Genomic DNA, 14,708 nt, shown 5'->3' on the forward strand with positions numbered 1-14,708 from the left:
GATTTCACCTCACGATGAACACCCTTGCTCTTGGCTATGTAATTCCCGCTATTAGGGCTTACTCGGGACTTCCACCCATTAGATAATGCTCATGCCGAGCGTACCAAAAAGGGGCTTGCGCATCGCTGCGAAAGCCCCGTCATCCTAAAAAATCTTCTAACCTAAAAACTAAACCTTATAAAAACATTTATTTGATTAACTGAAAATATCGTGCATAAGTGAGCCGTGTGTGTGGATTACGACTAATGATGTCCATGCGTACCTGCTTACAGCCAAAGCGAAAGAAAAGGAAACGCTTGGGTATACGGTGGACGATGATGTCGAGGGTATCGGTGGAAGTTACCGAGCCACGGAATATGCTGTCGGACACGCAGCCTGATAACGACAACCAAGAATCATGCCAAGAGAAGCACACCAGGCTATCGGGACGATACAAACTATCGGTAGATACTGTGGCGGTGTCGGTGGTGTGCCAAACTGGTGTGGTAATGTCGGCAGCGGTGGTAGTGGCAGCGGTGGCAGCCTCAGAGATACGTGAGGGCTTGATACCTATCTGACGGGCTACCTTTGTCAAGGTGTCGCCACTATCCTTAAACTCGGAAGTGCGAAGCATGAGGGCTGGAGCAGAAGCGTGGCTGTTGCCAGTGTTGGTCTCACTAACCTCTACCATGCCGTTATGAAGCAGAAGGCTTTGGTTCTGCTTAATGCGGTTGCGGTCAGCTGCCGTATCGAGATAGAGCTGCACGAATAAGGCAAGAGCAACGATGAGTATCAGGAACGCACCGCAAATAGCATAGATAATCGCAATTCTCTTTTCCATAGTCTATTGACACATTTTACGAACAGAGACTATAAGCGAGAGCATCTGACGAAGGTAGTCGGGAGAGGTGGCATACTTGCTGCCACGATTATCGCAGATGCGACGGGCGAACTCTTCGGCATCGTGGCGGTATGGCCACGCATCGGCAAAGCCTGGCTTCTGCAATAGCCGTGAATGCTCGGCAAGGCAGTCGGCAAGGGAGTCGAAGTCCTTAAAGAGACGATAGACGGTGTAATACCAGCGATTTCCACCTTTGCACTTGCATATTGACACGACACGCTCGGGAGCGACGAAGGTGCGGTTGGGGGTATTGAAGTACTCGTGTGTCTTTACTAGAACGGTCTTGCCCGTCCATCGGCTGCCCTTAGTGATGCCGAAGAGGTTGTACTTGCCTACACGGGCTTTGCCCCAGCCACTCTCAAGAATAGCCTGTGCGGTAACGAACTCGGGGGCGATGTCGGTGGCTTTCTGAGCTGCCACATATATGTTGCGTGCGAACTCACGCTGTGCTATTGTTGCCATAATCAGTCTTTTTTGATGTATTCGCCTTTGTCGTTAAAGTCTTTCAAACGGCGGACAAATGAGGTTGGAAATATGGGATAGATGGCTTGGATATTCTCTACGCAAGAGAAACACTCGCGTACCATCATAAATACGCAAAGATAGGTTCCTATCCACTGGGTAGCACCGACCACGCTGCCATTCACCTTGAAATTGGCAAGTACGTTGGAGAGGATGAGTAGAAGAATGTAAATGGCAATCTTCTTGCTGAACTTACCGAAAAAAGCCTCGCTGGAGGCGTCTTTGTGGAGAAAGTGCTTCCACACGCTGAGAATAGTGTCGATGATGATGGCGACGCCTATCCACTTGGCAAATTCCCAGTCCTGATAGAGATACTGCGAGAAGTCGGCCACTATGGTGAGTGGCAGAGAGACGATAGATATCATTGGTAGTTTTGTCATTGTTATCCGGCTTTAATTGTGATACAAAATTACGTTACTGCATCCGCTTGGCAAAGGACCGACTGAGGTGGTGGGTGCCGAGCGCATCGGGGCTGATGCAGGAGAGCATAAGCGTCCATCCGACAGAGGAGAGTTCCGTAGCGACAAAGGGAATTATCTCCGCCTTATCGAGTTCACCACGTGAGAGCCACTCGATATTGCCCTGCTCCGCATCGGCAAGCATCCAGGCGTGAACCCTTGAGAGTAGACGAAGTGTAGCATCGGAGGCAAGCATATATTCGGCAGCATCGGCACGGTTGGTCATCTTGTTGGCTACGGTGATAGCTATGCGCTGAGTAATCTGATAGGAGTTGCGCCCATCGGCAAGCATATTCAGTTCACCATAATCAACGAAAAGGAATGAACCTGCCAGCTTATCGATGCGCTGCTTCAGTTCGTCAAACGACTGACCGTAGACATAGTTGGCAATCTCGGGAATGCGCGACATATCGGGAAGATTGTCGAGAACTTCGGTAAGCTCGTTATAACCAGGGAAGTCGCTCGACCCATTAGTAAGTATGGCACGGATACCCTCCTTGGAGGGGTACTGTGCGAAATAGAGAAACTGGTCTTTAATCATAATATATTGTCGATTACGGAAATGGGCAAGCCCACCTCCTCACTGATTTTCAACTTATCCCACCCAAAACCCTTCATATCGTGGACGGCATCGATAGTCTTCTTGCGCAGCACCTTCAGATAGGTAAGCACGTTCATCTGCTCTATCTGACGAGCATCGCCAAGCCCCTCTTTGGAGAGGTCGTAGAGCGCATCGGAGGCATCGGTAGTGATGGGATGTTTGGGCTTTTTGACGAACTTCGATAAAAGAGAGAATGAAGTATTACTAAAGAGATAGTTGTTAAAAGCCTGAAAATTAAATGATATAGCCGTAAGTAATTCGAGCGGTAGTTTAGCGAACTCTTTAGCCTTTTCGTGGACAAGCTCGGAATGGTACTCCTTTTCGGGATAGTAGAGAATGGCAGCGAGTAGTGGAAGTGACTCGTCGCCCTGCTCGATGAGTTCCTGTGCCTCGATATACTGAAGGGCTGTGAGCGAGCAGGTGAGCATTCCGTAGCCTGTCTCAATCTTGTAGCCTTGATAACGATGCTCGCCAATTCGGACGGCAGGGATGAGCTGCGCACAGAAGCACAGGTCCACCACATACTGATAGTCGAGCCGGCGCAGTACACGAGCAAGGGGAATATGCAGACGGTAGGGATCAATGCGACGGCATAACTGGTAAGTTTCGTCGTCCACGCCGTCCAGTACGGCGTTGTTGTCGGGATAGTTGATTTGAAACATAAACGTGAGCTGCTCGGAGATTGCAACGAGATTGGCAATCTGCTCCTCGGAGCGGAACTTATGCTTATCCCAACCCATAATGTCGCACAGCCAGTTGATACGCACCTCCCCAGCAGAGAGCTTGCCAGCGGCCATACGAAGCAAGTCGGCCACAAGACGAATATACTGGCGGTCGGTCATACCGTCCCAACGGTTCGGGATGCGGTGTATTTCCCCTTTGTAGACGAGTTCTATATCCTTTGTCATGGCAGTATAATGATTTTGTCATCAGGGCGGTTATACGCAGAATTAGAGCAGAAGTCCACAGATGCGTCTGTTGCGAGCAAGGTATCGGTATTGGCGATAAGTTCCTCGGCTTCGAGGTCAAGACGGTCGGCGAGGTCGATGGCAGCATCGTGTTCGTCCTTGCCTGAGCGAGAGGCGTGGCTGTCGTCAAAGAGGTTGCGGATGGTTGGAGGGAACTCTAAGATGTCGAACCGACGGAGCGACTTGGCTACGGTCTTTTTAACCAGTGCAAGGGTCAATATCGGCTCTATTCGCTCACGATTGTCATCAGTGAGGCGGTCGTAGTATGCCGAAAGACGCTCGTCGAGGGTCTCCTTCTGAAGGGGAAGAATGCGGAAGAAAAAGAAGTAAGACAGGTCTATTGGATAGATAGAGTCGAATTCATCCGCAGTTCTGATTTTGCAGCTATCAATAATCTTGTAGTATCGGGATTTTCGCCATAAGGCAGCAGGAGAATCGCAGTCCCCACTATCAACCTCTACCGACATAAGCTGCTGGATAATGGTATCCATAGCGTTGTAGTAGTTGTCCATATAGGAACGCTTCATTCCCTCAATCTCGTACTTATAGACATCCACATGGTTCTTACGACGGTTGATACTATCGAAGATTAGCTGCGATGCCATTGTCATATTGGCTATAGCAGAGCGCAGCGACTCTATCAGTGCATCGTCGGGATTAAGAGCAATGGCTTTGAACACCTCGGAGGTGATAATGGTTTCCACACGCTTTCGAGCTGTTACGCCTGACGAGAGGAGGTCGTTTAAGTCCATATTCGTCTCGACGCCGGGAGCATACTTGCTGAAGGTGCCGAAGTCTTTAAAGATATCAACTAATATATTCTTCATGCCTGTTGCTGATTTAGTCTGTCCTTGGGTGCTACATCTTCCTGTCGCTGTGGAACTTCACGATAGAAGCCTATGCGATAGCCCTGCCGCCAAAGTTCGGGGAAGTTGAGTCGGAGCGCATAATTGAACGGCTCGCAGCATATCTCGTCCTCGGGAGTTAGCGACATTATATATATAAGGTAGTTATAGTAAGAGTCCGACCCCGACTTACTGATGACACCGTCTTTATCCACGGCGGTAATAGAGGCATCCAGTCCGACACTTGAAAGCAAGGCTTGCTCGGTGCGCTTGTCGTAAGCGACGAGGGCTTCTATGTATTCCTTATATTTCAGGTCAATGGTTTCTATCTTCCATTGCTGCTCATTACCTGAGCTGTCCATAAACGAGATGGAGGAATAAGCCTTTCCCTGGTTGCCAGAACCGCTTAGATAATCGCCAATCTTGCGTAGCTCCAATCGCATATACTCCACAAGTAACGACTCCCTATATTCCGTGCCGATACCGATACCGTTATATTTTACCAACTCCTGCTTCTTCGATTTACGGATTTTATTCTCCTCGCACAACTTCATCAGTTGGTTGCGCTTGCTCGATACCCACGCATTGGGTATAATGATGTGTATCTTGGCAGCTAACGAGTTGCGCAGGAAGGAGTTAATGTAGGTAGCAGTCTTGTTGCTACCCTGGATATAGGGGCGTGCGCCTTGGTGAGTTTCGTTCACGCCGTAGAACTCATCGACCGATTTCTCCCGATGGTGAGAAATGGCAGCATACTGGTAGTTGTCTACTTCTGATAAATTGAACTTAGGATATATCTTGTAGCTACTTGCACAATAGGTCCACCTGCCCACCGCTATATTGTGGAAGTCGCTGTAACTCATCATCTCGTAGGCTACATCCTGCCGTGTGGTGGCAAGACGGCAGTGCTTATTCTCCATCGCTTCCAGCCCAGCCACAGGCTGCATCCCCAATCGCTTACCACGGGTAAAACGCCACTTCACGAAGAAGTCGCCAAAGTAGTAGAAGTTCTTAATGCAGGTCTTGGCGAAAGCCTGTGCCGATGTTTCCATCCCACGCTCACACCACGTATTGATCCACTCATCCCACTGGGGCAGCGCAAGGTACTCACGCTTCATCTTGCCACCCTCTATCGTCTGCATATAGGCACATGGACCATGACCGTAGAGCATCTTAATCTCCTTGCTGTATAAGCGTGGCAGCAGACGGTTCTCCTTGATTTCCGCCGTTACTTCGTCGCAGAGTGCGTTGTTCACGCCACGCATACATACTTGATACCCATTGAAACTGAGCCACTGGTGTTCGTGCATGACTAACTGTCTGCCCTGCGGTACGAGCAGTCCAGGTGTTTGGAACACCTGCTTACCCTCGCCTATCTGAAAGGATAGTACGTTGCCGTCCATGATATATGTACCAGCATTGCCGTATAGTTCTATACTGTCTGTCATAACCAATTTATCTTGTGTAGTTTATATCCATCTTGCGGGAAGCCCATATACCTAATGAGTATGCGGTAGCACATCTTAGGTTCTCCATACTCGTCCTCGAACAGAAAGTAGTTCTCCGAGTTCACTGCAAACCTATCCTGTGGTAGTTGGGTGCGGTACTTGCAATGTGGTTTCACTATGAGCTTATCCCCTGCCACGCCCTGCGACCTCGAATAAGGGAAGAAGCACAGCGTGAAGTCGCCACCAGGGAGCTTGCTAATCTCCCTTGCCCACTGCATCGCATTGATGCCATCCATTTCGATTGCCTTCTTCATCACTTGCAAAATTACGCAATTCCCCTATAGGAGCAAAGGACGGCAAATGGTGGCTGGCGTCATATTTCCGTGCTTTTGAGAGGTTGCACCTCAATATCCAAAATCAGCGGTGCGTGCTGACAAACGCCGTTTGTTTATTTTCGTTTTTGATTTTCAGAACGCAAACCATTGATTTTCAACAAAGTAATTTTTTGATCTATGTAAATAGCCCTCGTTATTGCCTGTTTTTGCCAACTTTTTATGTTGCTTTTGCTACATTATTGGGGCTTAAATGGCTATGTTTTCGGGCAAATCATCGGGATAACTGCTTAATTCTTTCTTGATAAGGTCGGAATAAAGACCATAAAGCAGATAAATCATTGTACTGGGGAGCTGCGTCGTTAGCCCTGGTCGCCGTTTCAGTTCCTCCTTCTTCTCCGAGGCTTTGTCAAGCTCTATTTTGCCGTTGGTTTTCTTCAGCGGACTGATAAGAATGGCACTGCACAAGTTAGGGCACTCGTTCTCATCGATACGCACCTTTGGGAGCAAGGTAAGTTTCTCACCAAAGAGCAACTGACACAGGCGGAACTGCTGCCAGTGGTAGATGGTGGGCGCACCGTTGTTGTAAAGGATAACCGAGAAGCCGTAACTCTCCAAGGCAGCCTTCATCGTGAGCGAGTCGGTGGTTATCTGCTCCAGTTCCTCACGTGTCTTGTTGCCTGCACGGTCAGGGTAGAGGTGGATAACCTTGTTCACGGCATCCGTGCCGAAGAACGAGTACACCTGCTGTGCAAGCTGCTGCTGGTCGTCGGGAATGTATGCCCAAAACTCCTTGATGATGTCGAAACGGTTACCATAGTCCTTCTTCTGTCCCACGATGAGCGACTGGAAGTTGCCTGGGTCGTAGCCCATATAGAGAGGTTCTCGCTTATCGTAATGGCGCAGGTAGCGTGCCGTGAGCAGGAACTGGTCCTTGAGGTCAAATTTCAGTATCTGGTCGTAGATATAGCTATCCTTGAACTGATGTCGCTCGTGATCGTAGGTTGTGAAAAACTTGTTAGTTACCTCCTTATGGCGAATGGCGCAGATAGCCGTGAGAAACTCGTCCATATCAAGCGTGTCGAGCTGTGTCTTGAAGAATTTAGGACCGAGAATGTCCTTGTTGCAGAATGATGATGCACGGATATAGTAGATGGCGTTACGGCGCATATCGGCAAGGCGAGGCTTCCAGCGTGCCACAAAGGCATTGAGCCGCTCGTTTTCCAGTCGTATCTTCTCCATCACGACGGGGTTCTTGGTGTTTCGCAGCTCCTGCTGAAGGGTGAACTGCTTGTACAGCGACTGGTTGATGGAGAGCGACACCGAGGCTATCTCCTCGATGAGCTGGCGGTCCATCTTGTTCTCGTATTCCTCGAACCAATCGTCCTCACCCAAATCAACACGGGCAGTATCGCTCACTCCCGTAACACCCTCGTAGTAGGCCGACCGTCTAATCTCTGCCGAGCCACCGCGGAGCGATGGGAACAGGCGCGACTTCAGCTTCTCGCCGCTGTTGTGCTTCATCTCCTCCACGAAGGCGTGTACGGCGTTACGACCTGCCACACTCTCGGGCTGGTCGGAAGACACGAGCTGCAAGTGTGCTCCGTTGCGGAAGATAATGGAGTGCTTGGCGTAGGCTATGGGGTAACGGGGACGGCGGAAGTGGGATGGCAGCTTTGACTCGCCCACCACATAGTCGATGCCATACTCCAGCATTGCCCTCTGCTTACCGTTTACCATGACGGGACGAGAGAACGATGCCTGAATATTCGGCCATACGTTGGTCATCAGGGCAACGTAGGTCTTGTGCACCAGGAACGACAGCTCGCCCGGCATATCGTTCGCCACACGGATGAGCCGTGGCACAATCACACCCTCGGTCTTACCCGTGGCACGCGCCCACTCGGCATAGAGCATATTGGGGTCGATGATGTTCGCCAATAGCTGCACGTGGTTCATATAATAATGCTCGAAGTCGAGCGTAGGGTTCTCGGTTGGTTGCATATCAGTCATTGGACAGTTCCTCCACTATTTCGGCATCCTGAATATCGGCATCACGCAGCAGACGCTTCTTCTCCTTGTTCTCGATGGGCAGGGAGTCGATGAGTGTAACATAAAATCCTTGGTTGTGCTTGGCTGCAATCTCCTTGAGGTTCTTCTTCGAAAAGCCAAGTTCCTCGGGGGTTAGTTCAGGAGAAATTAAGAAGAGAACTCCTAAATCCCTGTCTGCCTCTGCTATCTCTGAAGACCTACGACGACATTCCAAGGCAGCGTCATAGCATGACTTCATACCCTTGTAGTCGCGATTGAGGGCACAGAGTTTAGCAATATCCTCATACTTGTTGGCAAAGTTGCTTTCCCAAACTTTAATGGGGACATTACAATCCACCTGAAAGTAGTTGATAGCCTGATAGATTCTCGCCATACAGGTGCGTTCCTCTATCTTTAGCCGTTGCTCTGCATTGATACGGAGCTTCAGCTTTTTGGCAGCTCTTGTAATGTTACGCTCATGCTCGAATATCTCCGCAGACCATTGTAGTTGCTGTAAGAACAACTTTATTTCCTGTGGAATACCCTCGCAGTCCCCATTCGTCAAGAATGCGGATATAAGGTCAGGGTGTATGGAGTCTAACTTCTCAATTTCACTTTTCATATTCCAAAGAGTTTCATACGCAGGTCTTTCTCAGCACGCTCATTCTTGCGTTCCTCAAGCAAAGTAATAGAGTCATTATCCCCTTTCTCTGCTTTTTTAGCAAGCTCTGCGTCAATGTTATATTCGCCAAGCGCAAGTCCTTGCTGGTATGCCTCGCAATACACATCCCCAGGAATGGTGATACGATACAGCAAGGCTATACGCTTAGTTTTCCTCAGACCGAGTAGCTGGCAGATACGTTCGGGGGTATAATTCAATGCTCCGAACGTTCTGACTTGATAGATATACTCATCTGAGAGAATTTCATTCTGTACTAATTCCGACATAGAATTATCTTTTTGGTGTAATCCTCTGATAAGACATTGCCATCCCTCTCCAACAGAACTGGCTGTTGGGGAAACATTGCCATGTATCTTCGTACAGTAGCAGACACGTATTTAGTAATGATTAAAAAATAACTTGGTACATTTTCGGAGCCGAGGCATCGGTCTTGAGCAGTGTATTCAATTGATGAAAAACTCCAGAAATGGAACTATATGGTTTCATGGAGAGAGAGAAAAAAATACCAAGTTATTTTTTTATCATTACTTAGGGTCTATTTCCATTCCATAGCCGATACGGTCGGTCTGTTGGCACGCCATAATTGTAGAACCTGAACCAGAGAACACATCAACAACAATATCGCCATTCTTGGCACTGTTGGTAATTGGGTATGCCATCAGCGCAATAGGCTTCATTGTTGGATGAATTCTATTGGCTTTTGGCTTATCGAAATTCCAAATGGTTGTCTGCTTCCTATCTGAGTTCCAAAAATGTGCAGCCCCAGGCTTCCAACCGTATAAACACGGTTCGTGCTGCCATTGATAGTCCTGACGTCCCATTACAAGGGAATCCTTGACCCAAACGCAGCATTGCGCAATCTTGAACCCTGCTTCTCGAATGGCTCTACGAAAGTTCTCGCCTTCAGAGTCTGCGTGGAAAACATAGAAGGAACCTCCAGCTTTAACAATGGAAAACATCACGTTGAATACAGACTGTAAGAAGCGGAGGAACAAATCATTCTCCATTGAGTCGTTCTGAATGGTAAGTTTACTATCTCCGCCACCTTCATAATTTACATTATAAGGAGGGTCTGTGAGAATCATATCAGCAACTTGTCCATTCATCAACATAACAATATCCTTTTTTGAACGACAGTCTCCACACATCAGTCTATTATTGCCAAGTCGGAAAACATCACCAGGACGGGCAAAGACATCACTGTCCTCTTGTGGAAGGGTATCAACGGCATCTTCTTGTATCTCTGCTGTATCATTCTCTGTGGCAAATAACTTATCTGTTCCGACAGAGAAATCGTTTTGCTTAACTTCATAGCCAAGATTGAATTTGGCAAGATCATCGCCGCTAATATTATATTTCGTGAATAAAAGGGTATCGGGATTCTTCTGCGCAAACTCTGAATTATATGCAGCGATTTCCTCTACTGCCTCTTTCTTGTTCGAAGCCTGTATTTCCTCATAGGGAATATCGGGAATCTTGAAACCATAGGAGCGAAGCCCGAGAAGAGCCTTCCTTCTTTGGTGCGCATCGATAATCCACAGCTTACCGTCAGGGTCTTTCCAAACTTTGAATGAATACTTGAAGCCACGAGTGATTATGAGCATCTGCAACTTCGATAATTTGTCTGCATCAGGCTTTTTGAAATCTTCCTGAAGTTCGATAAAAGAGTCCAGCGGGGCAGTAGGAAGACCACCCAAATTAAAAACTTTTATGCTATTTTCCATTGTCATTATTTATTTTGTTGTTCAAGAACCATTTTGAAAAGTCGCTCCCTTTCCTGATGCCTTTCGAGGTTCTTTCGGTCGGCGGTGCGCTTATCTTTTCTATCGCTTCGCTTGAGATAGGAGCGATAACGCTTGATATTGTCGAACACGTTCTTATGCTGACGGAGGAACTCGGCAGGGTCGGAGCGAAGCAACTTGATGAGCTGGGCAATCTCTGAGCGTCCGAAGAGTATGGGGTGCTTACAGAGAAACTTGCCCGTATCATTGAATGATTGCAACTCGGCAAAGGCTTGATTATTTCTTATCCTTAGCTCTGCCATATCAGTTACGGTGTGGGCTGTGGGGTGAGTATCAAGCACTTCGTCGAGCTGCTTCATCTGTCGCCAAGTGTTGATGCGGTCGTTGTAGATAACGGTTGCCATCTGCACGTCGGCATCGAGAAGATTAGTCCAGTCTACTTTTGGGTACTCTTCTTCTTTGGTGAGGTACTTTTTTTTTCAGTTGCTGGTTGCTCGCCTTCTTCTGCTGCCTCTGTGGCTGCTTCCTCTTTGGGCTGTTCCACCTCTTCAGCTTCAGCTTTAGGAGCTTCTTCAAGAACTGTTACCTGCTCTGTTTCCTCGGTCGTTTCTGTGGGAATCTCCTCTTTGGGCTGTTCCACTTCCTCGGCTTTAGGCGCAGGAGTTTCGTCGGTAGGCTTCTCATTAGCAGGATTATCGTTATCCTTTGGGGTTTCGTCCTCTTGCTTCTCGCCTTCGACAACAGACTTCTCTTTCTTCTCTTCATCAGGATTTGGATTATCATCACCATTAGGGGTGTTGTTTGTTTCTGCCTCGGCTTTCTGGGTTGCAAGGTATTCACGGCGGTTACGAACAACCTCGTCATGCGTAACAACATCCAGCAAATCGAACAGAATATCCTCGGCGTTCTTGGTTGGAGCAAGACCGTAGCGAATGAGATTGCTGTTGCCTGGAGACTTATCCTTCAATAGCGCAAGGTCGGCCTCGGCAACTGAGGGGTTTGACAGCTGGCGAAAATGATTGAGTTTCTCTTTTACACTATACATAATTAAAGGAATTAAAGGAGTTAGAGAAGTTACCCTCTCTAACCCCTAAAGATTATACTTCGGTACGAGATACTTCGATTAAGGTCGTTGTATCAAGGATGCGGAGTGTAAGGGTTGCCCCTTCCTTCGCCGTCCATGTAGCACCATTCTCCAACACGAAGGTTGTACCATCGGTAACGGTGGCTGGCTTATCAGTTCCTGCGCCAACAAGGGTGATGTAGCGACCCTTATCGGTGGCAGTAAGACCTGAAACGGTTGTGATAACCGCTGCCGAGCCTGTGCCGTTGGCAATCTTATAGGTGTTGGAAGATGCCGTGATGGCAATCTCGGTAGCACCTGCTGACACCTCCGTCGATGCGTTCATTGCAGGGTTGCCAGTGTAAATCAGCGGTAAGTCTACTGAAGAACGCTTGAAGGTAAAGGTGGTGTAACGGCCGTCCTTATCGTCCTTAGTCTCTGTGTTCGAGAGAATGATAGGGCGTTCCAGCTCGCCGATGATATACCATTCCTTCGACTTGATGTGTTTGAAGAAGATAATGAACTTGCCACCACCATATTCTTCGATGAAGTTGTAGAGCTGAACTCGTGCGCCACCCATGATGATAACAAACTGGTTTTCGCCAGTGGTAGTGATGTCGCCCTTCTCGGTTGTTCCTGTGAATGTAGGAATGTCGTGTGCCTCGAAGTAGTGCGGTATCTCTCCCTTCTTTAACGGAATGGGTGCCACCTCACGCTGTGCGTTGGGCTGTGGAAACTCCTTAGTACGGTCAATCTGGTTAATAGCAACGAGGTAGACTATATAGGATATGTCGCTACCGTGGGTATCACGATCGGACACATCATCGATATGCCCTAACATAGCCATAGAAGCAAGCGAAAGTCCTGAAGCAGAAGCCATTCCCAGAGAGTGGTCGAGCAACGCTCCGAGCAATAAGATAACACCGAAAGCCGCAAACGTAACCATGAACATATTGCGAGCCTGACGGTTGGCGTAATTAAATCCCTTCAAGGGATTGTACGCACGGTGTCGTTTTTGAATTTTATTTCTAATCATTGTTCTTTTTGTTTTGTAGGGAGCAGCCCTAAAGCTGCCCCCTGCGTTCAACTATCATTTAACTAACAACTAAAAAATGGCCGATATTTACCTGCCGCCTGGAACATTAGGCTGCAACTCCTTATTGATGGTGCGCTTGCCACCTACGCAACGCTCCAGCTCACGGAAGTTGCCATCGCCTCCGATGATAACCATAATGTAGTCGCCCACCTTCGTTGCCGTGAAGGCATCCGAGATATTGGCGAACTTACCCGACTTGGCGATGGTTGGAAGATGATCTGCCACACCAGCCTCGATGCAGTAGGCTACACCTTTCTTGGCATTGACGATGTCGGTAATGGTATCGGTGGTGGTGGTAGCATCTGTAATCTGCCAAAAACCATCGTTGCCGTCCACCTTATCCTTAATGGTGGCAGCGAAGAGGTTGATGAAAATTTGCTGCCATTCGTAAGCGTTCTTATCCATAGCATCACGGTTATCGAAGCGGCGACCTGTGAATGAAGCCGAGCAGCCTTCCTTCCAAGTACTCCACGCACGTACCTGCTCCATCTGCTCCTGCATCTTCATAGCGAGCATCTCTCCAGGAATATACTCCAAGAACTGGAGGTTACCTGGCTGATGCAACATCATAAATGGGAGCTGACCGAGGTAAGGCAGCCAAATAATGTTCGTGGTAGTATCGGGTACTACGTTGAGCGCACCCATCGGACCCGTGAAATCGGTATCCTTACCATAGGTAGTGCGGACATTCTTAATCCACCAGCCCTGATGGTTCTTGTTGAGGTAGATAACGTGCTGGTCGATATCCATATCCTCGGTAACGGTGCTGCGAACATCGGCAAGGAACTCCTGAACGGCAGCCAACATCGTTGCCTGTGTATAGCTGCGGTAGTCCTCGTCCACGTGTGGCTTAATGTCGTACTGATGCACATAGCGCAACAAGGTATAGAGGATACCTGTACCAGCATTGAGATAAGAACCAGCCACACCAGTCTCGGGCTTCACGTAGATACCACGCATACGGCGTTTGTTCTGTTCCACCTGCGCTGTGGTAAGGGTATTGAGTAACTGATACTCTATCATCGTCCACTTGATAGGGTCGGAGCCTTCCTTATTGAGATAGCCGATGTACTTGCGTTCTAATTCCTTCATTGGTCCCCATTCCATCTTGATCATGGCATCATCAACGTAACCCATGTGATTCTCGATCTTCATGCCACCCTTGAATACTTCACCTGTCTGATAAGCCTGTGAAACCTCGTCGAAGAAGGCATTGAAAACAAGACCTCTATCCTGATAGCCGTAAGCCACTGGGAAGTACTGGGTCATATCGCGGAGCTGAAGCACACGTGCGATGAGTGCGTCCTGACGAAGAACGATGAACTGGTCGCCGACACCAGCCTTGTCCACACCCTCATAGTTGGTGGCATACTTACCAGCAGCGAGGGCTGGGGCATCGAGCAACTTATTCTCCTGAAGGTACTGGTAACGAGCCTTGAGCGACTTGGCAAAGCCGTAGGCAGCCTTGTAAAAGGCAACACCATCCACCTGCTCGTCTACTTCAGGCAAGGCTGCGGCAGCACGAGGATTGGCGGCAATCTTATTCCAGCGATCCTGCATCGAGAACATTTGGTGTTCTACACCGAAGAGATACTTAGGTGTGTTGCCAAAGCCATTGATGCTAACAGAAGAAACCGTAATAGTCTGTGTTGGTTTGTCCTCTTCAGGCTTCTTTGCAAGGGCCTGGAAGTCGGCACGCATACCATTGAGCGACTCAAGAATACCCTCAAGAGTGGCATTGCTTTGTGGCTGCTCCTCTTCGGGATTCTCGTTCTCCTTAGACGCAGGGTCTACACCTTTAATAACTGACTGAATGGTGTTGAGCATCTGCTGGAACTCGGCAGCCTGCTTGGCGGTCTGCTTGGCTGCCTGTTCCGCAGCAAGGTCATCATTCAGCGTGGTCTGATACTTCTTCTGGTATTCAGCCACAATAGAATTGAACTCCTCTTGAGAAAGAGTCTTGTCCTCGAACTTCTTGCCGAGCTGCAAGAGGTCAAGAACGCTTTTCAACTTTTCTTTGAAATTCATAATAAACTAAAA

The 14,708-nt window shown here is 48.5% G+C and carries 16 protein-coding genes; all 16 read right to left on the reverse strand.

Annotated elements, in window-relative coordinates; genetic code table 11:
- Positions 1-187: 187 nt before the first annotated feature.
- The 16 genes from AC1DCD_RS07895 to AC1DCD_RS07970 all read right to left on the reverse strand — a co-directional run bounded on the left by AC1DCD_RS07895 (position 188) and on the right by AC1DCD_RS07970 (position 14,696).
- Positions 188-820 carry a DUF6549 family protein gene (locus AC1DCD_RS07895; protein WP_464639864.1) on the reverse strand — a complete coding sequence of 211 codons (633 nt, stop codon included), beginning with the start codon at positions 818-820 and terminating at the stop codon, positions 188-190.
- Between the two features lie 3 nt (positions 821-823).
- Complete coding sequence (locus AC1DCD_RS07900; RefSeq protein ID WP_464639866.1) at positions 824-1,342, reverse strand: glycoside hydrolase family 73 protein; 519 nt, start codon at positions 1,340-1,342, stop codon at positions 824-826.
- Between the two features lie 2 nt (positions 1,343-1,344).
- The gene (locus AC1DCD_RS07905; RefSeq protein WP_004378599.1) at positions 1,345-1,782 is read right to left on the reverse strand and encodes a bacteriophage holin; all 438 of its coding nucleotides are present in this window, start codon (positions 1,780-1,782) and stop codon (positions 1,345-1,347) included.
- 34 nt (positions 1,783-1,816) lie between these two features.
- On the reverse strand, positions 1,817-2,401 hold the full coding sequence (locus AC1DCD_RS07910) for a hypothetical protein (protein WP_019035390.1): 585 nt from the start codon (positions 2,399-2,401) through the stop codon (positions 1,817-1,819).
- The gene (locus AC1DCD_RS07915) at positions 2,398-3,369 is read right to left on the reverse strand and encodes a hypothetical protein (protein WP_464639868.1); all 972 of its coding nucleotides are present in this window, start codon (positions 3,367-3,369) and stop codon (positions 2,398-2,400) included. Before AC1DCD_RS07915 ends, AC1DCD_RS07910 begins: the two co-directional genes overlap by 4 nt.
- Positions 3,366-4,256 carry a hypothetical protein gene (locus tag AC1DCD_RS07920; protein WP_464639870.1) on the reverse strand — a complete coding sequence of 297 codons (891 nt, stop codon included), beginning with the start codon at positions 4,254-4,256 and terminating at the stop codon, positions 3,366-3,368. Before AC1DCD_RS07920 ends, AC1DCD_RS07915 begins: the two co-directional genes overlap by 4 nt.
- On the reverse strand, positions 4,253-5,722 hold the full coding sequence (locus AC1DCD_RS07925) for a hypothetical protein (RefSeq protein WP_464639872.1): 1,470 nt from the start codon (positions 5,720-5,722) through the stop codon (positions 4,253-4,255). Before AC1DCD_RS07925 ends, AC1DCD_RS07920 begins: the two co-directional genes overlap by 4 nt.
- On the reverse strand, positions 5,719-6,036 hold the full coding sequence (locus AC1DCD_RS07930) for a hypothetical protein (RefSeq protein WP_019035392.1): 318 nt from the start codon (positions 6,034-6,036) through the stop codon (positions 5,719-5,721). Before AC1DCD_RS07930 ends, AC1DCD_RS07925 begins: the two co-directional genes overlap by 4 nt.
- A gap of 267 nt (positions 6,037-6,303) precedes the next feature.
- On the reverse strand, positions 6,304-8,067 hold the full coding sequence (locus AC1DCD_RS07935; RefSeq protein ID WP_464639875.1) for a hypothetical protein: 1,764 nt from the start codon (positions 8,065-8,067) through the stop codon (positions 6,304-6,306).
- On the reverse strand, positions 8,060-8,707 hold the full coding sequence (locus AC1DCD_RS07940) for a hypothetical protein (RefSeq protein ID WP_008449019.1): 648 nt from the start codon (positions 8,705-8,707) through the stop codon (positions 8,060-8,062). Before AC1DCD_RS07940 ends, AC1DCD_RS07935 begins: the two co-directional genes overlap by 8 nt.
- The gene (locus AC1DCD_RS07945; protein WP_019035394.1) at positions 8,704-9,033 is read right to left on the reverse strand and encodes a hypothetical protein; all 330 of its coding nucleotides are present in this window, start codon (positions 9,031-9,033) and stop codon (positions 8,704-8,706) included. Before AC1DCD_RS07945 ends, AC1DCD_RS07940 begins: the two co-directional genes overlap by 4 nt.
- Before the next feature lie 258 nt (positions 9,034-9,291).
- Complete coding sequence (locus tag AC1DCD_RS07950) at positions 9,292-10,497, reverse strand: DNA-methyltransferase (RefSeq protein ID WP_464639877.1); 1,206 nt, start codon at positions 10,495-10,497, stop codon at positions 9,292-9,294.
- On the reverse strand, positions 10,497-10,913 hold the full coding sequence (locus tag AC1DCD_RS07955) for a hypothetical protein (protein WP_008448974.1): 417 nt from the start codon (positions 10,911-10,913) through the stop codon (positions 10,497-10,499). Before AC1DCD_RS07955 ends, AC1DCD_RS07950 begins: the two co-directional genes overlap by 1 nt.
- 32 nt (positions 10,914-10,945) lie before the next feature.
- Positions 10,946-11,476, reverse strand: a complete 531-nt coding sequence (locus tag AC1DCD_RS07960; RefSeq protein WP_238292558.1) for a hypothetical protein — start codon at positions 11,474-11,476, stop codon at positions 10,946-10,948.
- Between the two features lie 130 nt (positions 11,477-11,606).
- On the reverse strand, positions 11,607-12,608 hold the full coding sequence (locus AC1DCD_RS07965; protein WP_024992578.1) for a hypothetical protein: 1,002 nt from the start codon (positions 12,606-12,608) through the stop codon (positions 11,607-11,609).
- Positions 12,609-12,695: 87 nt separating this feature from the next.
- Complete coding sequence (locus AC1DCD_RS07970; protein ID WP_019035398.1) at positions 12,696-14,696, reverse strand: hypothetical protein; 2,001 nt, start codon at positions 14,694-14,696, stop codon at positions 12,696-12,698.
- Between the last annotated feature and the right edge of the window lie 12 nt (positions 14,697-14,708).

The sequence above is a fragment of the Prevotella sp. C0209C1 genome, assembly GCF_056583855.1.